The sequence below is a fragment of the Curtobacterium sp. C2H10 genome (assembly GCF_025407985.1).
GTDB lineage: Bacteria > Actinomycetota > Actinomycetes > Actinomycetales > Microbacteriaceae > Curtobacterium.
Genome location: NZ_JABXGF010000055.1, coordinates 1 through 23,156, shown reverse-complemented (window position 1 = coordinate 23,156; position 23,156 = coordinate 1). Strand labels below are relative to the sequence as shown.

At 72.8% G+C, this 23,156-nt stretch carries 23 protein-coding genes; 15 read left to right on the top strand and 8 right to left on the bottom strand.

Annotation, left to right across the window (positions count from 1 at the left end; translation table 11 throughout):
* Both HWD93_RS15665 and HWD93_RS15660 read right to left on the bottom strand, forming a co-directional pair.
* On the bottom strand, positions 1-650 hold a 650-nt coding region (locus tag HWD93_RS15665), incomplete at its 3' end, for a glycosyltransferase family 9 protein (RefSeq protein WP_374115178.1).
* Complete coding sequence (locus tag HWD93_RS15660) at positions 647-1,198, bottom strand: HAD-IIIA family hydrolase (RefSeq protein WP_261647304.1); 552 nt, start codon at positions 1,196-1,198, stop codon at positions 647-649. The genes HWD93_RS15665 and HWD93_RS15660, both read right to left, overlap by 4 nt.
* A 100-nt stretch (positions 1,199-1,298) precedes the next feature.
* Here HWD93_RS15660 and HWD93_RS15655 point away from each other — a divergent pair, with 100 nt between their 5' ends.
* The 3 genes from HWD93_RS15655 to HWD93_RS15645 all read left to right on the top strand — a co-directional run bounded on the left by HWD93_RS15655 (position 1,299) and on the right by HWD93_RS15645 (position 3,826).
* Positions 1,299-2,282, top strand: coding sequence for a glycosyltransferase family 9 protein (locus HWD93_RS15655; protein ID WP_261647303.1), 984 nt, complete (start codon positions 1,299-1,301; stop codon positions 2,280-2,282).
* Between the two features lie 50 nt (positions 2,283-2,332).
* Positions 2,333-2,689 (top strand): PRC-barrel domain-containing protein, encoded by a 357-nt coding sequence (locus HWD93_RS15650; protein WP_261647302.1) that lies wholly within the window; start codon positions 2,333-2,335, stop codon positions 2,687-2,689.
* 117 nt (positions 2,690-2,806) lie between these two features.
* A complete protein-coding gene (locus HWD93_RS15645; RefSeq protein WP_261647301.1) occupies positions 2,807-3,826 on the top strand; it encodes an SGNH/GDSL hydrolase family protein in 1,020 nt (339 codons plus the stop codon).
* On the opposite strand, the gene HWD93_RS15640 is transcribed toward HWD93_RS15645, so the two are convergent.
* Positions 3,778-4,686 carry a universal stress protein gene (locus HWD93_RS15640; protein ID WP_261647300.1) on the bottom strand — a complete coding sequence of 303 codons (909 nt, stop codon included), beginning with the start codon at positions 4,684-4,686 and terminating at the stop codon, positions 3,778-3,780. The genes HWD93_RS15645 and HWD93_RS15640 overlap by 49 nt on opposite strands.
* 115 nt (positions 4,687-4,801) lie before the next feature.
* On the opposite strand from HWD93_RS15640, the gene HWD93_RS15635 reads away from it, so the two are divergent.
* The 3 genes from HWD93_RS15635 (at position 4,802) to HWD93_RS15625 (ending at position 9,053) form a co-directional block, all read left to right on the top strand.
* Positions 4,802-5,254: an NUDIX domain-containing protein gene (locus tag HWD93_RS15635; protein WP_261647299.1), complete on the top strand. Its 453-nt coding sequence runs from the start codon at positions 4,802-4,804 to the stop codon at positions 5,252-5,254.
* A gap of 128 nt (positions 5,255-5,382) precedes the next feature.
* Positions 5,383-7,410: a carboxypeptidase-like regulatory domain-containing protein gene (locus HWD93_RS15630; RefSeq protein WP_261647298.1), complete on the top strand. Its 2,028-nt coding sequence runs from the start codon at positions 5,383-5,385 to the stop codon at positions 7,408-7,410.
* 266 nt (positions 7,411-7,676) lie between these two features.
* Positions 7,677-9,053, top strand: coding sequence for an MFS transporter (locus tag HWD93_RS15625; protein WP_261647297.1), 1,377 nt, complete (start codon positions 7,677-7,679; stop codon positions 9,051-9,053).
* Positions 9,054-9,092: 39 nt separating this feature from the next.
* Here HWD93_RS15625 and HWD93_RS15620 read toward each other — a convergent pair whose 3' ends face one another.
* Positions 9,093-10,139, bottom strand: a complete 1,047-nt coding sequence (locus HWD93_RS15620) for a hypothetical protein (RefSeq protein WP_092387150.1) — start codon at positions 10,137-10,139, stop codon at positions 9,093-9,095.
* A 90-nt stretch (positions 10,140-10,229) separates the two neighbouring features.
* Between HWD93_RS15620 and HWD93_RS15615 the strand changes: the two genes are divergently transcribed.
* Complete coding sequence (locus HWD93_RS15615) at positions 10,230-10,433, top strand: hypothetical protein (protein ID WP_070418960.1); 204 nt, start codon at positions 10,230-10,232, stop codon at positions 10,431-10,433.
* Positions 10,434-10,457: 24 nt separating this feature from the next.
* Here the strand turns inward: HWD93_RS15615 and HWD93_RS15610 are convergent, their stop codons facing one another.
* Together HWD93_RS15610 and HWD93_RS15605 are read right to left on the bottom strand one after the other, a co-directional pair.
* Entirely contained in the window at positions 10,458-11,195 is a 738-nt protein-coding gene (locus HWD93_RS15610) for a membrane protein insertase YidC (RefSeq protein WP_261647296.1), read from the bottom strand.
* Positions 11,196-11,262: 67 nt separating this feature from the next.
* Positions 11,263-11,538: a hypothetical protein gene (locus HWD93_RS15605; RefSeq protein WP_229085934.1), complete on the bottom strand. Its 276-nt coding sequence runs from the start codon at positions 11,536-11,538 to the stop codon at positions 11,263-11,265.
* A gap of 67 nt (positions 11,539-11,605) precedes the next feature.
* Between HWD93_RS15605 and ybaK the strand changes: the two genes are divergently transcribed.
* The 8 genes from ybaK (at position 11,606) to pdxT (ending at position 20,654) form a co-directional block, all read left to right on the top strand.
* Positions 11,606-12,091, top strand: a complete 486-nt coding sequence (ybaK, locus tag HWD93_RS15600) for a Cys-tRNA(Pro) deacylase (RefSeq protein WP_070418963.1) — start codon at positions 11,606-11,608, stop codon at positions 12,089-12,091.
* Between the two features lie 95 nt (positions 12,092-12,186).
* Positions 12,187-14,781: an ATP-dependent Clp protease ATP-binding subunit gene (locus HWD93_RS15595; RefSeq protein WP_261647295.1), complete on the top strand. Its 2,595-nt coding sequence runs from the start codon at positions 12,187-12,189 to the stop codon at positions 14,779-14,781.
* 585 nt (positions 14,782-15,366) lie between these two features.
* Positions 15,367-15,600 carry a hypothetical protein gene (locus HWD93_RS15590; RefSeq protein WP_261647294.1) on the top strand — a complete coding sequence of 78 codons (234 nt, stop codon included), beginning with the start codon at positions 15,367-15,369 and terminating at the stop codon, positions 15,598-15,600.
* A gap of 191 nt (positions 15,601-15,791) precedes the next feature.
* Positions 15,792-16,334, top strand: coding sequence for an adenine phosphoribosyltransferase (locus HWD93_RS15585; protein WP_070418966.1), 543 nt, complete (start codon positions 15,792-15,794; stop codon positions 16,332-16,334).
* A gap of 62 nt (positions 16,335-16,396) precedes the next feature.
* Positions 16,397-18,448, top strand: a complete 2,052-nt coding sequence (thrS, locus tag HWD93_RS15580) for a threonine--tRNA ligase (protein WP_374115177.1) — start codon at positions 16,397-16,399, stop codon at positions 18,446-18,448.
* The gene (locus HWD93_RS15575) at positions 18,448-19,131 is read left to right on the top strand and encodes an HIT domain-containing protein (protein WP_261647293.1); all 684 of its coding nucleotides are present in this window, start codon (positions 18,448-18,450) and stop codon (positions 19,129-19,131) included. The genes thrS and HWD93_RS15575 overlap by 1 nt, the downstream gene beginning before the upstream one ends.
* A gap of 12 nt (positions 19,132-19,143) precedes the next feature.
* On the top strand, positions 19,144-20,064 hold the full coding sequence (gene pdxS / locus HWD93_RS15570) for a pyridoxal 5'-phosphate synthase lyase subunit PdxS (protein WP_070418967.1): 921 nt from the start codon (positions 19,144-19,146) through the stop codon (positions 20,062-20,064).
* Positions 20,058-20,654, top strand: a complete 597-nt coding sequence (gene pdxT, locus HWD93_RS15565; RefSeq protein WP_306577495.1) for a pyridoxal 5'-phosphate synthase glutaminase subunit PdxT — start codon at positions 20,058-20,060, stop codon at positions 20,652-20,654. Before pdxS ends, pdxT begins: the two co-directional genes overlap by 7 nt.
* 27 nt (positions 20,655-20,681) lie before the next feature.
* Here the strand turns inward: pdxT and HWD93_RS15560 are convergent, their stop codons facing one another.
* Entirely contained in the window at positions 20,682-22,139 is a 1,458-nt protein-coding gene (locus HWD93_RS15560) for a tetratricopeptide repeat protein (protein WP_261647291.1), read from the bottom strand.
* The coding region (locus HWD93_RS15555; protein WP_261647290.1) for a 26S protease regulatory subunit at positions 22,139-23,156 on the bottom strand (1,018 nt) is incomplete at its 5' end. The genes HWD93_RS15555 and HWD93_RS15560, both read right to left, overlap by 1 nt.

Below are 23,156 nucleotides of genomic sequence, written 5' to 3'. Positions count from 1 at the left end.
GCGGTGCCCTGCGCCGCGTACGCGGCGACGAGGTCCCGGTGACGGTCCTCCGGCCAGGCGCGGGCCGGGACGCTCGCGCCGGGGTGCACGACCACGTACCGGTCCAGCCCGGCCACCTCGGCAGGCGGGGCGACGTCGAGACGCACGCCGAGCCTCCTGGACGCGCCGGACGGCAGTCGGAACCCGGCGGCCTCGGCGATGCGGAGGGCGCGCTCGGGTTCCGGGACGTCCTCGGGGAGGTCCTCGCCGGGTCGGAGCCGCACGTCGAGCAGTGAACCGGGGTGGTCGACGCTCGCGCCGGAGACACGACGGACGCCCGCGAGGCGGAGCAGCAGCGCGACCGGCAGCGGCGACTGGTGGAACGAGGTGAGGACCACGGCCTCGTCCGGCGCCTCCTCGGCGACCAGGGCGCGGAAGTCGGCGAGCAGTGCGTCGTCGATCGGGCGGGCGGTCTCGGTGACCCACGGCGCCGCCCAGACCCGGACCCGGTCCACGCCGGGCAGCAGGTCCGCGGCGGGCGCACCCTGCGGCCCGCACAGCATCGTCACGTGGGACGCGCCGGCGGCCACGGCCCGGACGGCGGGCCCGGCGACGAGGACGTCGCCGAACGAGTCGAGCCGGACGACGAGGACCCGGGGTCCGGTCCTCACGACCGCACCGCCCGCACGTGGTCGAGGACGAGCGCGACGGCGTCCTCGATCGTCGCCGCGACCGTCGGCGCGGCGTCGACCTCCTCCTGCCGGGTGCGCGGCGTCGGGACCAGGACGGCCTGGGCGCCCGCGGCCAGAGCGGCGCCGACGTCCGCGCCGATGTCGCCGACGACCACGAGCTCGGACGGGTCGAGGCCGAGTCGTCCGGCCGCGTCGAGGACCATCCCGGGCCGCGGCTTCCGGCACGCGCAGTCGTCGCCGGCGTCGTGCGGGCAGACGCACCACACGTCGAAGGGTCCGACGAGTTCGTCCACCCGGGCGTTCGTGGCGTCGACCTGCTCGCGCGTCGCCATCCCCTTCGCGATCACCGACTGGTTCGTGACGACCCCGAGCGCCAGACCGGCTGCGCGAGCACCTGCCACTGCTCGACGCGCGCCGGGGACGGGCACCACCCGGTGCGGGTCGGCGTTGTACGGGACGTCGATGACGAGCGTGTCGTCCCGGTCGAAGAGAAGACCGCGCACGGTGCGGTCCGGAGCGAGTGCCATGCTCCTGACGTACCGACCGCGGGCCGGTGACGGGTTCAGGAACAGCCGCGGAACGCGTTCCCGGACGGGCGGGCGGCGACATCCGTCTACCGTCGCATCGGTGACCGCCGTCGACACCCTGCCCCCGTCCGACGGGCGCCCCGAGCTGCTCGTGCTCCGCGCCATCAAGCTCGGCGACCTGCTCGTCGCCGTGCCCGCACTGCACGCGCTGCGCCGCGCCTTCCCGGGACACCGGATCTCGCTCGCGACGACGGCCTGGCTGGCGCCCGTCGTGGAGCTCGTGCCCGACGTCGACGTGCACCTCGCCCAGCACGGTCTGGACCACCCGATCGGCGCACCCGCGGGTGCGGTGGACGTCGCGGTCAACCTGCACGGCGCCGGGCCGGAGTCGTCCGATCTCGTCGCCGCGCTCGGTGCCCGTCGGGTGATCGGCCACGCCGACCCCACGAACGGCTTCGACGGACCGGAGTGGCCCGACGCGGTGCACGAGCGCGACCGCTGGGCCGACCTGCTCCGGTGGCACGGGATCGAGGCCGACCCCGACGACGTCGCGATCGCCCGTCCCGACGCGCCGCCGGTCGCCGAGGGTGCCGCGGTCGTGCACGTCGGCGCGTTCCACGGTGCGCGGCACTGGCCGACGGACCGCTTCGCCGCCGTGGTGCGCGGACTGCGCGAGCGCGGCCTCGACGTGGTGCTGACGGGAGGCGCGGACGACGTCGAGCGCGCCGGCGCCGTCGCGCGGGCGGCCGGGCTGACGCCGGGGGCGGTCCTGGCCGGCGTGCTCGCACTGCAGGACTTCGCGGGCGTGATCGCGGCCGCACGGCTCGTCGTGACGGTCGACACCGGTGCCGCGCACCTCGCGTCCGCCTACGGCGTCCCGTCGGTGGTCGTCTTCGGTCCGGCGCCGCCGGAGGCGTGGGGGCCGCCCGCCTCCGGTCCGCACGTCGTCCTCACCGATGCCTCGGTGCGGCGCGGCGACGTCTTCGCCGAGGACCCGGACCCCGCGCTGCTCGCCATCGGACCCGACGACGTGCTCGCCGCGGTGGACTCGCTCGGCGTGACCGACCCGTCCGAGGCCCGGTAGCGTCGACGGGGAGCGACCCGGACGCGCCGGGTGCTCGCGAGGAGGCGCACGTGTTCGAAGCCGCGAACATCCGGGACTGGATCGGCCTGCCGGTCGTCGACGAGGCGGACGACAAGGTCGGGACGCTCGAGAGCATCTACTACGACACCGCGACGTCCGAGCCTGCCTTCGGCGCGGTGACCACGGGGATGGTCGGCTTCCAGAAGCTCCTGTTCGTGCCCCTGACCGGAGCCCTCGTCGCGCCGAAGCACCTGCGTGTCGCGTACCCGAGGAAGACCATCAAGGCCGCGCCGACGATCGCGACCGACGGCGAGCTCGACGCGTCGCTCGAACCGGAGGTCTACCAGCACTACGGGCTCGAGTACCGCACCGGCAGCGGGGGAGAGCGGCGCCTGGGTCGTCGCTGACCGCGGCGCCCGGTCGGTCGCTGACCGCGGCAGCCGGGTCGACCGGTTAGCCTGGTCCGTCCGACCCGTCCCTGGAGGCCGAACCTGCTCCGCTCCGTCCGCTCGACGCTGCTCGCCGTGGTGGCGGCCTTCGCCGTGCTCGCCGGATCGGTCGCGGATGGTGGTGCGGCGTCGGCTGCACCGATGTGGCCGGTCCCGCAGCCCTACCCGGTGACCGGTGTGCCGGCGGAGACGCTCGCGGACATCCCGCCGGGCAGCGAGTACGTCGCGCTCGGCGACTCGTACTCCGCGGGGTACGGGCTGTCCGACCCGACGCACCTGCCGACGAGTGCGTGCGGGCAGTCCGCCCAGGACTACCCGCACCGCATCGCCGCGCGCTTCGGGCTCGCCCTCACCGACGTCACGTGCGGCGGCGCCACGAGCGACGACGTCACGAGCGGCTTCCAGTTCAAGGGTGTGCCCCCGCAGATCCGGTCGCTGTCCGAACGCACCCGCCTGGTGACGCTGACGATCGGCGGGAACGACGCCGACCTCTTCGGCACGGCGGCGTCCTGTCTCGCGCTCTCAGCGAAGGGCCCGGTGTTCTCCGGACGCGACGCACCGTCCTGCCGGAGCACGCTCGTGACCGACGGCGAGGACCTGCTCGGCACGAAGATCGAGTCCCGCGTCGCCCTCGGCATCGCCGACACCCTCGCCACGGTCAAGGAAGCCGCGCCGAACGCGACGATCGTCTTCCTCGGGTACCCGGCGATCTTCCCGGACGCCGACCACACGCCGAAGGGCGGCTGCTTCCGGTCCGCCCTCGACCTCGGGACGCTCGCGGGATCCTTCCCGACGAACTCGTACCCGTTCACGAACACCGACGTGCGGTACCTGCACGGCGTGCAGGAGGCGCTGAACGACGTCTCGGCGTCGGCGGCACGGGCGGCCGGGGTCCGGTTCGTGGACGTGTTCTCGTCCACTCAGGCGCACTCGGCGTGCGCGACGAAGAAGCCCTACGTGTCGGGCGTCTCGCTCGACGGCACCGGCGACCTGCGGCGGATCGACCTCGAGCCGGGCGCCCTGCACCCGAACACGCGGGGCGTCGCCTACCTCACGAAGCGCGTGGCGGCCGCCGCGCGCGACCTCGCCGGCTGACCGGTCGCGGCGGGGATCTCCGCGCTGCCGACGTCGTGTGCGCCGTGCGCCGCCCGTGGGACCACGCACACCGGCGACGCCGTCTCCCGCAGGACGTCGTGCAGCACCGACCCCGAGAGCGCCGTCACGTGCCCGAGGCCGAGCACGATGAGCGAGGCACGGCGGGTGTGCGCGGCGATCGCGTGCCCCGGGTGCCCCTCGACGAGCAGCGGGTGGAACCGGACGCCGGGGTACCGAGCGGTCAGGTCCGTCGTGACCCGCTGCAGCAGCTCGGCGTTCCGGGTGCGCCACCGCATCGGGTCCTCGGCGAAGTCCGTGAGGCCCGTGCGGGTCAGCACCGGCATCTCCCAGGCACGCAGGAGCGTCACGCGACGGTGGAGTCGGTGCGCCTCGTCGACGGCGATCGCGAGGGCGCGTTCGTCGATCGGCTCCTCGACCGCGAGGACGACGTCGCCGTCGATCGGGTGCGGTCCATCCGGCACGACGACCGTCGGCACCGCTGCACGTTCGGCGACCCGGGCCGGGTCCCCACCCGCCGTCGAACCTCGCCGGCCGCGGAAGGTCCCGACGACGAGCAGGTCGCCACCGTCCGACTCCTCGACGAGTGCCGCGGCGAAGGGCCCGGCGTGCCGACGCACCTCGACCCGGACGTCGGGCATCGCGGTGCGGGCAGCGTCCGCCAGGGCGTCGGCCACGCGCTTGCCGTCCGGTCCGGTGCGCCCTTCGATCGCCGGGTCCACGCCGATGACACGGATGCGCTCGATGCCCGTGCCGACCCGGGACGTGACCCAGTGCAGGGCTTCCTCGTGCGGCTTCGCCGCGTCGGCGGCCAGTGTGACCGTCGTCCACCGTTCGTCCATCCCGATCGACCTCCTCGTCCGGGGTCCTCCGGGGGCGTCGCCATGGCGCTCCTTGCGCTGCAAACTACTCCCGTTGCCCGCTGTGTCGCCGTTGCCCGCTGTGTAGCCTCGCGCTGTGGTGTTGAGCGCTGGACTCCTGCTGTACCGGGCCGACGACGCCGGCGTGCAGGTCTGGATCGCGCACATTGGTGGGCCGTTCTGGCGGAACCGCCCGCGCGCGTGGTCGATCCCGAAGGGGATCGTCGAGGGGGACGAGGACCCGCTCGACACCGCACGGCGCGAGTTCGCCGAGGAGATCGGGGTCGCCGCTCCGGACGGACCGGTGACCGACCTCGGCGAGGTGCGGCAGGCGTCCGGCAAGCGCGTACGGGTGTTCGCGGTCGACGCCCCGGGCTTCTCGGTCGATCGGGTGCGGTCGAACACGGCGCGGATCGAGCTGCCGCGGGGCTCCGGACGGTTCGTCGAGGTGCCGGAGGTCGACGACGCACGCTGGGTCCCGATCGACGAGGCGCGGTCGATGGTCGTCGCGGGACAGGTCGCGGCGCTGGACCGGCTGACCGCGGAGTGACCGACCATCACGAACGCGTCTCGTTCTGGACGGACTTCGCGCCCCGTGGATAGCGTGAGCAAGCGTCGAGAATCCGGCGTCTGGCTCAGGGACCAGGTCAGCACGAGCAGGGGAGCACGATGCGGCGCTTGCGCACCGTCACGGCGGCACTGACCGCCCTCGCACTCGGAGGGGGACTCGCGCTCGTCGGCGCGTCGTCCGCCTCCGCCGAACCGGTCGGACACTGGGGGACGTTCACCCTCGCCGGCCAGAGCAAGGCCTACACCGGCACCGTCAGCATGCCTGGCTTCCCGGAGACCACCTTCACGTCCAACTCGCGGCAGTCGACCGTGATCAGCGGCAACTCGACCTGGCAGGGCCCGAACACCGGTCCGGGCACGGCGTACGGGTCGAGTCGCGGCAACACATACCTCAACCAGCGACCGCTCGCCGATGCGGCCGGCCAGCCGTCGGTCACCACCTACACGTTCGCGGAGCCGACACCGGGTGCGAGCAGCTGGTCCTTCGTGCTCGGCGACGTCGACGCCGACCGTGCGACGATCTCGGCGGTCACCCAGTCGGGCGCCGCCGCGACCGCCGCCGACCTCGGGTTCCAGAGCGTCTACAACTCGTGCTCGGCGACCTCGCCGGGTGGCTGGTCGTGCCCGGCGGATCCGGACGGGTCGACCGGGCGGGACGTCCCGACCTGGGACCCCGCCACGCTGACGCTCACGGGCAACACGGGCTCGGTGGACACCGCCGGCGCCACAGCCTGGTTCACGCCGACGACCCCGCTGACGAGCCTGACCATCACCTACGAGCGTCGGAGCGGGTTCCCCGTGTACCAGACGTGGTTCGCCAACCGCACCGCCGCGATCACCGGCACGGCCACGCTCGACGGCACGCCGATCCCCGGCGCGACCGTCACCGTGACGGCGCCGCGCGGGACCGTGTACACGACGACGACGGACGCCGAGGGGAAGTACGCGTTCCCCGAGCTCCCCGTCATCAACGACTACGAGGTGGCGATCACCGCTCCGCCCGGGGCGACGGGTGCCGCCACGGCGACGGGTGTCTCGTTGAACGGCGTCCCGGGAGGTGCGGACCAGGTCCGCGACTTCACGTTCACGTCGCCCACGGGGACCACCGCGGTGATCGGACAGGTCGTCGACGACGCGGGCAACCCTGCGGCGGACGTCCCCGTTGTCATCACCGACCCGAACGCGACCGCGCCGATCCAGACGGTCACGAACGACGAGGGCTACTACACGGCGTCAGGCCTGACCCCGAACACACCGGTCACCGTCGCCGTCGACGGGGCGGACCCGGTCACGGTCACGACGGGTGAGGCGGCTCCCGCGGCACCCACGCGGGCCGACCCGATCGAGACCGCCGCCGTCGCGAGCGTCGGCGGCGTCGTCCGCCTCGACGGGACACCGCAGGGCGGGGTGGCCGTGGAGCTGCTCGACGCGGCCGGCACGGTCGTCGCGACGACGGTCACCGGCACTGACGGCTCGTACTCGTTCACGACGGTGGGTGGCACCTACACGGTCCGTTCGGCACTGCCGACACCGGACGCGACGGGCACGGCGACGAGCACCGCGGTGACGCTGGTCGGCGGCGGCGCGGACCAGACCCGTGACTTCGTCTTCACGACCCCGGCAGTGCCCGAGGCGGTCACCACGAACGCGAACGGCCGTGTCCTGGACACGAACGACGCACCGGTCGCCGGACGCACCGTGACGGCCACGCCGGACGAGGCGGACTCGGGCGGACCCGTGACGGCCACCACCGACGCCGACGGCCGGCACACGCTCGACGGCCTCGCCCCGTCGACCGACTACACCGTGTCGGTCTCCGGGAGCGACGCGACGGTCGGGTTCACGTCCGGTCTCGACGACACCGACGTGGTGACCGTCGACGACCTCGTCGTCGCAGCCGCCGCGACCCCGAGCCCGACGCCGACCGCCACGCCGACGCCCTCGGCGAGCCCCGTCACGACGACCGCGCCGGTCGCCGCGACGGGCTCCGGCCCGACGAACGGCGCCCTCGCCTACACGGGCGCCGACCTGACGCCGGGGCTCATCGCCGCGGGCTTGCTCGTGCTGCTCGGCGGCGGACTCCTGACGTTCCGCGCGGTGCGCAACCGTCGCCGGACGTCGCACCTGCAGGACTGACACCTGTCGCGCAACGGGGTGGGGCCGATCGGCCCCACCCCGTTCTGCGTCCCGGGAACAATTCCCGTACCTGCGCCGTTGGAGCGGTCCGAGGAAGTTCTCAGCGGCACCCCCTCGCGCCCCTCGCCACACCGTGCAAGACTGGAGGAGCGCACTCGCCGTGGAGTCGTACCCACAACCGCATCCACAGCTCGAGCGCGCAGTTCCTCGTCTCCTCCGACGTCGTCGCCGTGCGCCCGGACGTCCCCAGCGAGGAGGTCAGCCCCGTGTCAACCACAACCACCCGAACCTCGGCCGTGCCCACGCACACGCGGCCGATCACCGTGACGACCGGATCGATCGTCGGCATCGCCGTGCTCGGGCTCGCCACGTTCTTCGCGATCACGACGGAGCTCATGCCGGTCGGGTTGCTCGGCACGATGAGCCACGACCTCGGGGTCTCCGAGTCGACCATGGGCATCGTCGTCACCGTGTACGCGGCGGCCGTGGCCCTGCTCGCGCTGCCCCTGACGTCGTTCACGGCCCGGCTGCCGCGCAAGGCGGTCCTCGTCGCGACCCTCGTCGGGTACGCCGTCTCCAACCTCATGGTCGCGCTCGCGCCGTCCTTCGCCGTGGTGTGCGCGGGACGGATCGTCGGCGGTGTGGCCCACGCGCTGTTCTTCTCCGTCGCCTCGGCGTACGCGACCCGGATCGTGCCACCGCGCCTCGCGGGCCGTGCGATCGCATTCGTGTACTCGGGCAGCTCGCTCGGCTTCGTGCTCGGCGTCCCGATCGCGACCTGGGTCGCGCAGCACATCGGCTGGCGACCCGCCGTGGGTTCCGTGGCGGTCGCCTCGGCGGTGCTCGCAGGCGTCGCGCTCGCCTTCCTGCCGGCCGTGCGCGGTGCCTCCTCGCCGCACATCGGTTCGCCGCGCGCCTGGGCCCGGACCGGCCTGCTCTCGGTCGTCGTCGCCGACCTGCTCCTCTTCGCCGGCCACTACGTCGTCTACACGTACATCGGCCCGTACGCCATCGACGCCGGACTCGCTCCCGACCTGGTCTCCGGCGCGCTCCTCGTCCTGGGTGCCACCGGGGTCGTCGGACTCTGGCTCGCCGGACTGTTCGTCGACCGCGCTCCGCGGCAGACCCTGATCGTCTCGGTCGCCGTCATGGCTGCCGCGTTCGCCGTGCTGCCCTTCGTCCACGGATCGCTCGTGGGCACGATGACCGTCGCCGGCGTCTGGATGGCGGCGAACGGCACCACGGGCACGCTCTTCATGGCCGCTGCGATCCGCACCGGTGGCGTGTCGCCCGACATCGCCGGTGCGCTCGTGAACGGCGCCTCGAACATCGGGATCGCCGGCGGCGCGGCCCTCGGAGGCCAGGCCCTCGGCGCCGTCGGCCTCCAGTGGATGCCGTTCGCCGGTGGGGCGGTCCTCGTCGCGTCCCTCGGCGTCGTGATCGCCGCACGCAAGGGCTTCCCGGCGCGGACGCACGCGCAGGAGCACCTGTCGACGTCGTCGCTCGAGGCCATCACCTCCTCGCTCGCCGTCGTCACGACGTCGGTCCCGACGATCAGCCAGGCGATCCAGACGGTCACCGGATCGGTCGGGGTGGTCACCGGCGCGATCCGGACGCGTCGATCCGGCGAACCGTCCGCCTAGGACCGGCCGGGCGGGCGCAGTCCGCACGGGCTCGATCGATCAGTTCTCGTTCGTCACGGTCCCCTGCACCCCGCCGCCCCGGAGGCTCAGCGTCAGCGTGCCGCTCATCGACTGCGCCGACAGCGAGACCGACCCGTGCAGCGCGTCCTGCCGCGGGTAGCACGCGGACGTCGACTCCAGCCGGTTCGCCGTCGCGACGAGGCAGATCGTCGAGCGGTCCGTCCCGACGCCGGCCCACACGCTCCAGGGCGTCTCGAACGAGCCGCCGTCGAGCGCACGGTTCGTGAAGATGAGCCGCGTCGTCCGGAGCGTGACCGGCGCCTCGACCGGTCCCGGCAGCTGGTCGGCGTAGGTCTGCGGCGCGTCGAGCAGGTCCTCGAGCGTGATCGTCCCGGCACTCGGCGTGACGCTCGGCGCCGCCGCCGGGTCCGGCCTCGAGGTCCCGACCACCGTCCCCGCCGCGAACGCCACGCCGACGGCCGCCGCGACGCCCAGCCCGATCCAGACGCGCGGCCGGGTGGTCCAGAGCACCCGTGCGGCTCGCGTCCGCCAGGCGCCGATGCGGTCCAGGAGGCTCGACCCGCCTCCGCCACGGTCGCCCGGCTCCGTCCCGTGGCCGGTCCCCACCCCGTGGTCCGGTCCGTCGGGGACCCCGCTCGTGTCGTCGGTCGCCGCCGGGTCGACCGGGCCCGGAGCATCCGCGGCGGCGGCCGCGCCCTGTGGTCCCGCGTCCGGTGTCCGCGGCCCCGGTGTCGACCGCACCGAGACCGGACCCGGTGCCGGCGTCGTGACCCGGTCGGCGACGGCTCCCGAGGAACCGGCGAGGGGCCGCGCACCGCCGGTGTGGAACGGGTTCGTCGTGCCGGACGTGACGGCCCGGTCGGAGCCGGCCGCGGAGGTCGGACGCGACCGCCCCGTCGACCGGGCCCGCGGGGAGACGGGAGCCGCGCCTCCTGGACCGCGCCGTCCTCGGCCGAGCCGCTCGAGGGCGAGCCGCGCTGCGGCCGCGTCGGTCTCGGACGCGGCACCACCCCATGCGAGCGCCTCGAGCCGTGCTCGTTCTGCTGCCACGTCGTCGTCGGCCATGCGCACTCCCGGTCCGGTCGCACTGTCCGCCCATCGTCCCACCGGCGCCGTGCGGGCGCGCACCCAGTTCGCGGGGCGTAGACGGGGATCATGAGCGACAAGCACGATCCCGACCCCGAGACCCTCGAGCCCCTGAGCCACGACGCGCAGTCCGGCGAGGCCGACTACGTCGCGACGAGCCCGGGCGGGACGGGCACCGAGCGGCACGTCCCCCTGCCGGACGAGGAGCAGGGACGCGGCACCGAGTACGACCCCGTCGACCAGGGCCCGCAGCAGGAGGGTCAGGGCGGCTGACACGCCCGCCGCCCGACCGCCACGTCAGGCGAGCACGCGTCGCAGCACCGCACGTTCCCCGAGCGTCCACGCGGCACTCGTGACGACGTAGAGTGCGGCGGCCAGGGGCGCGATCGCGGCGAACACCACCGTGACGAAGGGCGCCCACCGGCCGATCGCCGCCGTCGCACCCGCTCCCGGCACCGCGGCGTCCGGCACCGCCGCCGGGTTCCACCGCAGGTTCGCCCGCCGGGTGAGCTCGACCACGAGGGCGAGCACGGCGAGCAGGAGCACCACGACCCACGCGTGCCACCAGAGCGGCGAGGTCACGACGACCACGAGCGAGTGCCCGAGCGGGACGCCCGCGAACGTGGCCGTCAGCAGGGTGTTCACCGTGCCGTCGATCGAGGCGTGCGTGAACAGCGTGTACACGAGCGACAGCACCGGCGCCTGGGCAAGGACCGGCAGGCACCCGGCGAGCGGCGAGACCTTCTCGTTCGTGTACAGCTCCTGCATCGCACGCTGCAGCCGTTCGGCGTCCTTCGCGTGGCGCTCCCGGAGCGCGGCGATCTGCGGGGCGAGGCGTCGGCGGTCCCGTTCCGCGCGGACCTGCAGCACGGCGAGCGGGACGAGCACGGCTCGGACCACGAGGGTGAGCAGCACGACGGCGACGGCGGCGGCGAGCCCTCCGGCGACGGGGGAGAGCGCCGCGGTGGCGGCGGCGAGGAGGTCGGCGCCGCCGTGCAGCAGCGGCCCGACGAGGGGCAGGGTGGTGAGGTCCATGACGTTCCGATCGGTTCGGTGGGAGGGGTCGCGTGTACGGCCCGTCCACCGGTCGGTGGTCAGGGCCTCAGGCGACGGCTCCCGGTGCCCGGGGTCGGGCGTGCCCGTCGGCGTCCGGGTGACTCCATGCGATCCGCGTCACGAGGTCGGCCGGGGCGCGCGACGACAGCGATCGGACCGGCACCAGGCCGAGGACGATCGCGAGGACGCCGGCGACCAGGACCGCGACCGCCACGGCCGTGAGTCCGAGCGCGGCCACCGCGAGGAGCGGGACGGCACCGACCGACGGGTCGCCGAGCACCATCGCGGCGGTGGCGCGCAGCAGGAGTTCGACGGCGGTCATGGTCCGTTCAGGGTAACGCCCGCGCGCCGTCGTGGGGGAAGTGGCTGGTCACGGCAGGATCGTGCCCATGACCGCAGGTTCGCCGAGCACCCCAGCGACCGCCGCCCTCGAGCGGGCAGGGGTCGCGTACACGCCGCACGTGTACGAGCACCACGAGACCGCCACGAACTTCGGCGAGGAGGCCGCGGCCGCCCTCGGGCTCCGCGAGGAGCAGGTGTTCAAGACCCTCGTGGTGTCGGTCGACGGTGCCCTGGCCGTGGCGATCGTCCCGGTGGCGAACCGGCTCGACCTCAAGGCGATCGCGGCTGCCGTCGGCGGGAAGAAGGCGACGCTCGCGGACCCGGCCCTCGCCGAGAAGCGCACGGGCTACGTGGTGGGCGGGATCAGCCCGGTCGGGCAGAAGACGAAGCTGCCGACCGTGGTGGACGAGTCGGCGCTGTCCTACGCGAGCATCTTCGTGTCCGGCGGGCGCCGCGGCTTCGACATCGAGGTGTCCCCGGCGGACCTCGTGCGCATCACCGAGGCGACCGCAGCACCGATCGCACGGACCTGAGCCGGGTCGCCGCAAGTTTCTTCCACGACCGGGAATGACCCGGTCCCTCCTGCGTTGCATTGAGTCGAAGGCACTCAAGTTCCCAGGAGGTCCCTTTGCCAGCAACGTTCGGCCCGACCGGCGGCAACGACTCGTTCGACGAGTTCCTCGCCCGCCTGCTCGCGGCACAGGACTCCGGCGCCCAGCGATCCGTACCGCTGGGACGCCCGGTCGACATCACGCGACTGCTCAGCCGTCGCACCCACGAGCTGCTCCAGCGCACCGCGGAGTTCGCGGCCGAGCAGGGCCAGCACGAGATCGACGCCCTGCACGTCCTGCACGTGCTCGTCCGCACCGACCCGTTCACCGCGGTCCTCCGGCACGCCGGGGTCGACCCCGAGCAGTTCGCGGACGAGGTCGAGCAGCGCCTGCCGATGGCGCGCGAACCCCGCCAGCAGGCCGACGGTCGCCCGGCCCTCACCGGGACCGCGCAGCGGATCATGCTCGAGGCCACCCAGGCCGCCCGCGGGTTCGGCAGCACCTACACCGATCCCGAGCACGTCTTCTTCGCGCTCGTCATGGACCAGGACACCGTCACCGGGCAGCTGCTCGCCAGTGCCGGCGTCACTCCGCAGGTCATGCAGGACTACGCCGCGCAGGCCGCGGCGGCCGCCAGGGAGGGGCGCACGATGCCCACGAGCACCGACCAGACCACCGGCACCGAGAGCGACACCCCGACGCTCGACCAGTTCGGCACCGACCTCACCGAGCGGGCCCGCGACGGCCGCATCGACCCGGTGATCGGCCGCGCCGACGAGATCGAGCAGACCGTCGAGATCCTGCTCCGTCGCACCAAGAACAACCCCGTCCTCATCGGCGAGCCCGGCGTCGGCAAGACCGCCATCGTCGAGGGACTCGCCCAGCGCATCGCCGACGGCGACGTGCCCGTGCTGCTCCAGGGCAAGCGCGTGGTCGCCCTCGACCTCGCCGGCATGCTCTCCGGCACGCGCTACCGCGGCGACTTCGAGGAGCGCCTCACGAAGGCGATGGACGAGATCGCGGCGCACGCCGACGAGCTCATCGTGTTCGTGGACGAGCTCCACACCGTCGTCGGTGCCGGTGGTGGCGGCGAGGGCGGTTCGATGGACGCCGGCAACATCCTCAAGCCCCGGCTGGCCCGTGGCGACCTGCACATGGTCGGCGCGACCACGCTGAACGAGTACCGCCGGATCGAGAAGGACGCCGCACTCGAGCGTCGCTTCCAGCCGGTCACGGTGGGGGAGCCGAGCGTCGAGGACGCCGTCGCGATCCTGACCGGACTCGCCCCGCGCTACGAGGAGCACCACAGCGTCACCTACACGCCGGACGCCCTGCGCGCCTCGGTCGAGCTCTCGCACCGCTACGTCACCGACCGGCACCTGCCGGACAAGGCCATCGACCTCGTCGACCAGGCCGGCGCACGTCGTCGCCTGGCCCTGTCTGGCGACGTCGACGTCGAGGCGCTCCGCGCACAGGTCGCGACGCTCACCGCGTCGAAGGACGCGGCCGTCGCCGAGGAGCACTACGAGGAAGCGTCGCGCCTGCGCGACGAGATCGACGGACTGGAGGCGCGGATCACCGCCGCCGGATCGGCCGACGCAGGTCGCGCCTCCGGTCCGGAATCCGTGGGCACCTCGATCACGGAGGAGGACATCGCGGCCGTCGTGTCGCGTGCCACCGGGATCCCGGCGACCCGCCTGACGCAGGGCGACCGCTCCCGGCTCGCCGCGCTCGAGGACGAACTCCACGAGCGCGTCGTCGGCCAGGACGACGCCGTGCGGGCGATCGCGACCGCGGTGCGGCGCAGCCGGACCGGCATGGGCGACCCCCGTCGTCCGGTGGGCAGCTTCCTGTTCCTCGGTCCGACCGGTGTCGGCAAGACCGAGCTCGCGAAGGCGTTGGCCGGGTCGCTGTTCGGCGACGAGTCGGCGATGCTGCGCTTCGACATGAGCGAGTTCGGCGAGCGGCACACCGTGTCGCGGTTGGTCGGCGCCCCTCCCGGGTACGTCGGCTACGACGAGGCCGGGCAGCTGACCGAGCGGGTCCGTCGCAACCCGTACTCGGTCGTCCTGCTCGACGAGGTCGAGAAGGCGCATCCGGACGTGTTCAACCTGCTGCTGCAGGTGCTCGACGACGGACGACTGACGGACGGCCAGGGCCGCACGGTGGACTTCCGGAACACCGTCGTGATCATGACGTCGAACATCGGCTCGGAGTTCCTCGCGTCGCGCTCCGGTGCACTCGGCTTCGCGCCGGTCGGCTCCGCGGACGGGTTCGCCGAGGACGACCTGCGCGCCCGGGTCATGGGCAAGCTCCGTGAGGCGATGCGGCCGGAGTTCATCAACCGCATCGACGAGATCGTGCTGTTCCGCAAGCTCGACCGCTCGCAGATCGAGTCGATCGTGTCGCTCCTGCTCGAGGACACCGCGCTCCGCCTCGTCGCCCAGGGGATGACCCTGACGGTGACGGACGCCGCGGTCGGGTGGCTCGCCGAGCACGGCTACGAGCCGGAGTACGGCGCTCGCCCGCTCCGTCGGCTGATCCAGCGCGAGGTCGACGACCGCATCGCGAGCCTCGTGGTCGACGAGGCCGTGGTCGCGGGCGACACCGTCCGCGTCGACGTGGTCGACGGCGCGCTCGACGCCACGGTCGCGGTCCCCGCCGCGGTCTAGGCACCTCGTCCGCATCGAACGCCCCGGTACCCCTCGTGGGACCGGGGCGTTCTGCGTGTCCGGCGTCCCCGAACTGTTCGGGAATGCAATTCCGGACGAATCTCGAGAAAAGGGTTGCGCGGGGAATACCGGTGTGGATAGTGTTCACGAGCAGCAATCACCGCGTCAGCACGAGACCGAGAGGGGGCCTGACCATGATGTTCACCGAAACGACTCCGTTCCGTGGAATCCGTACGTCCGGCGGCACCCCGATCCGGGTCCGCTGACACGGGGCGTCCCACACCAGTCGCATCTCCGACCGGCCCGTCCGCGCTGAGGTCCTCCTCGCCGTCCGGTGCCGTTCCGACCCTCGGTCGCACTCGCCCGTCGCCCTCGTGGTGACGCACTCGGCGTGTGCCCGACACCGGTCGTGAATGTCGGTGGCCGGTGCGACGCTCCTTCCATCGGCAGCAATTCCTGACCGCACCCGTCGTGCATTCTTCGACGGGGCGCGGAATGCATTCTCGCGCATTCATCTCCCTTGCCCGCGTTCCGGGCAGTACTGCCATGCCCTGGCAGTCGTCGTCACGCCTGAAAGGCACCACCTTGTCAACGAAGACCGTCAACCGTCCCCCCGATACCCGTGCGGTGCGCCGTCGGGTCTCGCTCTCCGACCGCATCGCACTCCGCATCGGGATGTCCCTGATCATCTGGAGTCGTCGGACGCACCACGTGCGTCCGACGGTCGACCTCGAGACGCGCCGGCGCCTCGAACAGGAGCGCGCCGCCCGCGAGGTCGCGTGGCTCACGCAGGTCGGCACGCTCAACCGCTGGCGCTGAGCCGCGCTGCGCGCCCCACCGCGTCTGCCGCAGTGTGCGAGGTTCCGCCCTCCGTGCCCGGCCCCTGGCCCCGCACGGGGCGCGGGACCTCGCACACTGTCACGCGAACCGCGCCCCCGCGCCCTGCGCGCCCCACCGCGCACGGTGCGGGGCGGGTCGGGCGCACCCCGCGCCTCCCGTACCGTTGTCGGGTGACCGAAACCGCAGCTGCACTCGTCGAACGCCTCACCGCCATCGTCCCGGACTTCCCGTCGCCCGGGATCCTGTTCCGCGACGTCACGCCGGTGTTCTCCGACGCCGTCGCGTTCGGCCGCGTGTGCGAGGCACTCGCAGCACCCTTCGCGATCGGCGAGGGTTTCGCCGCCGTCGCCGGCATCGAGGCCCGCGGCTTCGCGCTGGCCGGCGGGATCGCCGCACAGCACCAGGTCGGCGTCCTCACCGTCCGGAAGGCGGGCAAGCTCCCCGGCGAGGTCCTCAGCGAGCAGTACGCGCTCGAGTACGGCGAGGCCGAGCTCGAGCTCCGCCCCGGGCAACTGCCCGCGGGCACGCGCGTGCTCGTGGTCGACGACGTCCTCGCGACCGGGGGCACCGCGGCCGCGACCGTGACCCTGCTCGAGCGCGCCGGCTACGAGGCGATCGGCTTCGCCGCGCTGCTCGAACTCGACGGCCTGTCGGGTCGCGAGCGCCTCGAACCGCGCCTGCCCGTGCAGACCCTCGGCGCCGTGCCCGCGTGAGCCTCGACGGGCGCCCCGCGCACTAGTCTTGATCCACCATCCAACCGAGGAGTCCCATCATCGTGACCGAGTCAGTCGCCGCAGCGCCGGAAGGCGCGTCGCCGGACAACGCCGAGCCCGCAGCCGTGCCCCAGGCACCCGAGCCCCGCACCGCGACGACGACCACGACGGGCACCGAGCTGTTCGACGGCGTCCGCGGCGTCGTGGCGATCCGCGTCGCAGGTGTGCTCAAGGACCTCGCAGCCTCGGTCGACGCCGGTGACCTCGTCGAGCCGGTCACCCTCGACGAGCAGGACGGCCTCGACATCCTGCGCCACTCGGCCGCGCACGTGCTCGCGCAGGCGGTGCAGCAGATCAACCCCGACGCCAAGCTCGGCATCGGCCCGCCCGTCACCGACGGCTACTACTACGACTTCGACGTCGCCGAGCCCTTCACCCCCGAAGACCTCAAGGCGATCGAGAAGAACATGGACCGGATCATCCGGCAGGCCCAGCGCTTCCGCCGCGTCGTCGTCACCGACGAGGAAGCCCGCGAGCGCATGGCGGGGGAGCCCTACAAGCAGGAGCTCATCGGCCTCAAGGGTTCCGCGGACGCCGGCGACTCGGGCGAGAGCGTCGAGGTCGGAGCCGGCGAGCTGACGGTCTACGAGAACGTCGACCCGAAGACGGGCGAGGTCGTCTGGCAGGACCTCTGCCGCGGCCCGCACCTGCCGCACACCCGCATCATCGGCAACGCGTCGAAGCTCATGCGCGTCGCCGCGGCGTACTGGCGCGGCTCGGAGAAGAACCCGCAGCTCCAGCGCGTGTACGGCACCGCGTGGCCCGACAAGGACCAGCTCAAGGCCTACCTGGTCCGGCTGGAAGAGGCTGCGAAGCGCGACCACCGCAAGCTCGGCGCCGAGCTCGACCTGTTCTCCTTCCCCGACGAGATCGGGTCCGGCCTGGCGATCTTCCACCCGAAGGGCGGCATCATCCGCCGCGAGATGGAGGACTACTCGCGCCGTCGGCACGAGCAAGAGGGCTACTCGTTCGTCTACACGCCCCACATCACCAAGGGCGACCTGTTCGAGACCTCCGGGCACCTCGGCTGGTACAAGGACGGCATGTTCCCGGCCATGCACATGGACGAGGCGCGCGACGAGGACGGCAACATCACCCGCCAGGGCGCCGACTACTACCTCAAGCCGATGAACTGCCCGATGCACATCCTGGCGTACCGCTCGCAGGCCCGGTCCTACCGCGACCTGCCCCTGCGGATGTTCGAGTTCGGCACGGTCTACCGCAACGAGAAGTCCGGCGTCATCCACGGCCTCACCCGCGTGCGCGGCCTGACCCAGGACGACGCGCACATCTTCACCACGCAGGAGAAGATGAAGGAGGAGCTCACCACGACCCTCCAGTTCGTGCTGTCGCTGCTCCGTGACTACGGCCTCGACGACTTCTACCTCGAGCTCTCCACGAAGGACCCCGAGAAGTACGTCGGCGACGACGACGTGTGGGACGTCGCGACGAACACCCTGCGCGAGGTGGCGGAGGAGACCGGACTCGAACTCGTGCCGGACCCCGCCGGTGCCGCCTTCTACGGCCCGAAGATCTCCGTGCAGGCCCGTGACGCCATCGGCCGCACCTGGCAGATGTCGACCGTCCAGCTCGACTTCAACCTGCCCGAGCGCTTCGGCCTCGAGTACGCGGCGGCGGACGGCACGCGGCAGCGCCCCGTCATGATCCACCGCGCGCTGTTCGGCTCGATCGAGCGGTTCTTCGGCGTCCTCACCGAGCACTACGCCGGCGCGTTCCCGGCCTGGCTCGCCCCGGTCCAGGTCGTCGCGATCCCGGTCGCGGCGGAGTACGGCGACTACCTCGACGAGGTCGTCGCGAAGCTGCGCTCGCACGGCGTCCGTGCCGAGGTCGACCACTCGGACGACCGCATGCAGAAGAAGATCCGCACGCACACGAAGCAGAAGGTGCCGTTCCAGCTCATCGCGGGCGGCGACGACCGTGACGCCGGCGCGGTCTCGTTCCGCTTCCGTGACGGTCGACAGGACAACGGTGTGCCCGTGGACGAGGCGGTCGAGCGCATCCTCACCGCGATCCGCGAGCGCGCGCAGGTCTGATGACCCCTCCAGGAGGCACGGATCCCGTCGGTGGGACCGGTCGCGTCGACGACGCGGCCGGCCCCACCGCCGTTCCCGCTGCCGACTCGTCGGGTCCGGCCGGCGCGGCTGGCTCCGGCGGGGCGGACGACCCGCTCGTGATCCGCGACGCCTCGACCGGCGCCGCGGTGCCCGATGCGTTCCAGCGCCTCTGGAACCCGCACCGGATGGCGTACATCGACGCCGGGCGCGAGGGCAGGGGCCGCGGCCACGACGACGACTGCCCGTTCTGCGAGGCCCCGCACAAGTCTGACGAGGACGGCCTCATCGTCGCGCGGGGCGAGCACGCGTACGTCCTGCTCAACCTGTTCCCCTACAACAACGGGCACCTGCTCGTCTGCCCGTACCGCCACGTCCCGCTCTACGACGAGGCGACGCCGGACGAACTCCGCGAGATCGGCGAGCTCACCCAGACGGCGATGCGCGTCCTGCGTGCTGTGTCGCACTGCGACGGCTTCAACATCGGGATGAACCAGGGCGAGGTCGCCGGCGCCGGTGTGGCCGGTCACCTGCACCAGCACATCGTGCCGCGGTGGCAGTCGGACGCGAACTTCTTCCCGATCATCGCGCGGACGAAGTCGATGTCCCAGCTGCTCGGCGAGACCCGCCGACTCGTCGCCGAAGGGTGGCCGTCGGAGCACTAGACTGTCGGCATCATGAGCGACAGCAGCAGCACCACGAGCACCCCCGGCACCTCGATCACCGGCTCGGACCGCGTCAAGCGCGGCCTCGCCGAGATGCTCAAGGGCGGCGTGATCATGGACGTCGTCGACGCCGAGCAGGCCCGCATCGCGGAAGAGGCCGGCGCGACCGCCGTCATGGCCCTCGAGCGGGTTCCCGCCGACATCCGCGCGCAGGGTGGCGTCGCCCGCATGTCCGACCCGTCCATGATCGAGGAGATCATCGCGAGCGTGTCGATCCCCGTCATGGCGAAGGCCCGCATCGGCCACTTCGTCGAGGCGCAGGTGCTGCAGGAGCTCGGCGTCGACTACATCGACGAGTCCGAGGTGCTGTCGCCGGCCGACTACGTCAACCACATCGACAAGTGGAACTTCACCACCCCCTTCGTCTGCGGTGCGACCAACCTGGGCGAGGCGCTCCGTCGCATCACCGAGGGCGCGGCCATGATCCGCTCCAAGGGCGAGGCCGGCACGGGTGACGTGTCCGAGGCCACCAAGCACATCCGCACGATCAACAAGGAGATCGCGGCGCTGCGCCACCTCAAGGAAGACGAGCTCTACGTCGCCGCGAAGGACCTGCAGGCCCCGTTCGACATCGTGAAGGAGGTCGCGCAGACCGGCAAGCTCCCCGTCGTGCTCTTCACCGCCGGTGGCGTCGCGACCCCGGCCGACGCCGCGATGATGATGCAGCTCGGCGCGGACGGCGTGTTCGTCGGCTCCGGCATCTTCAAGTCCGGCGACCCGGCCAAGCGTGCCGCCGCGATCGTCAAGGCCACGACCTTCCACGACGACCCCAAGGTCATCGCCGAGGTCTCCCGCGGTCTGGGCGAGGCGATGGTCGGCATCAACGTCGCCGACGTCCCCGCACCGCACCGTCTCGCCGAGCGCGGCTGGTGAGCGCCCGGCCCCGCATCGGGGTCCTCGCGCTGCAGGGCGACTTCCGTGAGCACATCGCGTCGCTGACGGAACTCGGTGCCGACGTGGTGCCGCTCCGTCGCCCGGAGGAGATCGGCGCCCTCGACGGCGTCGTCATCCCGGGCGGGGAGTCGAGCGTCATGGACAAGCTCGCGCGTGCCTTCGGCGTGGCCGAGCCGCTGTCCGAGGCGATCCGCGGCGGGCTGCCGACCTACGGCACCTGCGCGGGCATGATCATGCTCTCCTCGCGCATCGCCGCCGGCATCCCCGGGCAGCAGACGCTCGACGTGCTCGACACGACGGTGCGCCGCAACGCCTTCGGCAGCCAGAACGACTCGTTCGAGATCGACATCCCGATGCCGGCCCTCGGCGAGGCTCCGGTGCACGCGGTGTTCATCCGCGCGCCCGTGGTGGAGCGGCACGGCTCCGGGGTCGACGTCCTCGGCGCGCTCCCCGACGGGCAGGTCGTCGCGGTCCAGCAGGGGAACGTCATCGCGAGTGCGTTCCACCCCGAGGTCGCCGGCGAGGACCGCTTCCACCGGCGCTTCCTCGACCTCGTCCGCGCCGCCTGACGCCGACCGGCCGGTCGCTCGACGGGGTCAGGCCACGCCGGTAGCGACCAGCACCTGCACCACGACGGCCCGGACGGCGAACGCCGCGAACCCGAGGGCGATCACCGCGTACACGACGAGCCGAGGGCGCCGCGGCCGGCCCACGGCACGCAGGATCTCCGCCGCGCTCTGCAGCACGAACACCCGTGTGGCGAGGAGCAGCGGGACGGCGGCCACGGCCCACGTCCCCGTGGTCGGTGCCGCCAGCGCGACGATGCCCCAGGTCACGAGCGCGGCGAAGCCGGCGATGTACGCACCACCGCGGTCGTTCTCCTCCTTGCGACGCCGTCCGCGGTCGGCGACGAGCCCGTCCCACAGCCCGGACCGTACCTGACGACGGCGTTGCACGATCGTGGTGACGTCCTGCGCAGCGGACTGCAGCAGCAGCGCGACGGCGAGCACGGTGACGACGGTGGTGTACCCGTCGCCGGCGGGTGGGACGATGCCGGCGAGCAGGAGCACCGCTCCGGCGGCACCGGCGATCCAGGTGAGTGCGGCGACGCCGAGCACGACGGGTACGAGCGGCACCCGCCGCATCGTCCGGAGGAGCAGTCCGCGCGGGAACTTCGCGAACGAGTGCACCTCCACGAAGCAGACCCAGAGCGCCGCGATGCCGGTCAGGGTCCACCCGAGCGTCTTCGTGACGACGTTCGCACCGCCCCCGGCAGCGATGTGGGCGCCGAGCACCGTCACGACGAGGGACCAGGCGACGACGCCGACCGGCACGGACACGAGGCTCCAGAGCCCGTCGTCCACACGTCGGCGGGCCTCCCACGACGTCGGGTGTTGGGCGAGGACCCGGGCGGACTGCGCGACCCGCTCGGACAGCTGCAGGACCGACCCGGCCGCGAGCATCACCCACTCGTCGTTCGGGTCGAGCTCGAGTGCTCGGTCCATCGCCTCGCGAGCCCGTGGCGCGAGGGCCGCGTCGGTCCACGAGAGGGCGCGGTAGCACTGCGACGCGTCGGCGAACAGCCGGGCGTCGTGGGGTGCGAGCTCGAGCGCGCGGTCGAGGGCGGCCGCGGACCGGGCGACGTCCGCCGTCGGCCACGCGGCTTCCTCCGCTGCGGACCGCTTCGCGTGCGACCAGCGTGTGTGTGCGAACGCCCACAGCAGGTGCGCGGTCGCCCAGTCCGGCCGGCGCTCGCGCAGTTCCTCGGCCGCGGCCTTCGCCGCCTGGCGTTCGTTCGCGTCGAGCATCGCGTTCACCCGGGCGGACAGTGCGGTGGCGTTGTCGGGGTCGAGCGCGAGGGCGCGCTCGGCGGCGGTGCGACTGGCGGCGTGGTCGTGGCGTGCACGTTCCGCCCGTGCGAGCGTCGCCCACAGCCGGGGGTCGTCCGGTGTGCTCGCGACGGCGGCGGTGAGCACGGCCCGCGCCTCGTCCGGGCGCTTGAAGCCCAGGAGCGCGTCGGCGCGCTCGACCACGACGTCGACCGCGTCGGGCATCAGAGCTGCTTCTCCTCGCGGAGCCACTCGACCATGTCGTCGTACTCGCCGCTGCCGTTGGAGTACTCCGCGACGTTGCGCGCGGTCTGCACCCAGGGGCCGATCGACGGCTTGACCTCCTTGAGGGCGGCGCGCATGTCGTCCATCCGCATCGGCCGCACCGACCCGGTCCGGATCGACTCCGTCATCGCCTTCTCCGCCGCGGTGGTCACGAGGTGCTCCAGGTCGGCGCCGGAGAACCCCTTCGTGCGACGGACGAGGTCGCCGAGGTCGATGCCCTCGATCGGCCGTCGGCGGAGGTGGACACGGAGGATCGCCTCGCGGGCATCGTCGTCCGGCGGACGGACGAGGACCATCCGGTCGAAGCGTCCCGGTCGCTTCAGCGCGGCGTCGACCTCCCACGGGTGGTTCGTGGCCGCGAGGACGTAGACGCCGTCGTTCTGCGAGTCGACCCCGTCCATCTCGACGAGGATCTGGTTGACGACGTTCCGGAACGACGAGAACGTGTTCCCGCTCCGCTTCGCGCCGATCGCGTCCATCTCGTCGAAGAACAGCACGGCCGGCGCGTGCTCGCGGGCCGTGCGGAACACCCGGTGGATGTTCTTCTCGCTCTCGCCGATGAACCGGTCGAGCACGTCGCTGAGCGTGACGGAGATGAAGTGCGCCCCGAGCTCGCCGGCGATCGCGCGGGCGAGGAACGTCTTGCCGCAGCCGGGCGGACCGTACAGCAGCAGGCCGCCGCGGAGCTTCTTGCCGAACGCGGCCGCGATCTCGGGGTGCGCCATCGGCTGCAGGAACGACTCGTCGATCCGCCGCTTCACGACCTCGAGCCCGCCGACGTCGGCGAGTCGGACGGTCTCGCGGCGCAGCTCCGCCACCGGGTCGGCGTCCTCGGCGGTCTCGGCAGCCTCGGCCACGAGCTCCTCGTCGTGCTCGGCCACGACCCGCTCGACGAACGGCGGCTCGGTCGGGTTCGCGATCGACGCCTCGAGCTCGGACCAGTCGATGTCCTCGTGC

Excerpts from the sequence above, each read along its gene's own strand:
- HWD93_RS15610 (WP_261647296.1), bottom strand. The coding sequence starts at position 11,195 with ATGGACCTCACCACCCTGCCCCTCGTCGGGCCGCTGCTGCACGGCGGC.
- HWD93_RS15605 (WP_229085934.1), bottom strand. The coding sequence starts at position 11,538 with ATGACCGCCGTCGAACTCCTGCTGCGCGCCACCGCCGCGATGGTGCTC.
- pdxS (WP_070418967.1), top strand. The coding sequence starts at position 19,144 with ATGAGCGACAGCAGCAGCACCACGAGCACCCCCGGCACCTCGATCACC.
- HWD93_RS15640 (WP_261647300.1), bottom strand. The coding sequence starts at position 4,686 with ATGGACGAACGGTGGACGACGGTCACACTGGCCGCCGACGCGGCGAAG.
- HWD93_RS15660 (WP_261647304.1), bottom strand. The coding sequence starts at position 1,198 with ATGGCACTCGCTCCGGACCGCACCGTGCGCGGTCTTCTCTTCGACCGG.
- HWD93_RS15615 (WP_070418960.1), top strand. The coding sequence starts at position 10,230 with ATGAGCGACAAGCACGATCCCGACCCCGAGACCCTCGAGCCCCTGAGC.
- HWD93_RS15560 (WP_261647291.1), bottom strand. The coding sequence starts at position 22,139 with ATGCCCGACGCGGTCGACGTCGTGGTCGAGCGCGCCGACGCGCTCCTG.
- ybaK (WP_070418963.1), top strand. The coding sequence starts at position 11,606 with ATGACCGCAGGTTCGCCGAGCACCCCAGCGACCGCCGCCCTCGAGCGG.
- HWD93_RS15620 (WP_092387150.1), bottom strand. The coding sequence starts at position 10,139 with ATGGCCGACGACGACGTGGCAGCAGAACGAGCACGGCTCGAGGCGCTC.
- HWD93_RS15575 (WP_261647293.1), top strand. The coding sequence starts at position 18,448 with ATGACCCCTCCAGGAGGCACGGATCCCGTCGGTGGGACCGGTCGCGTC.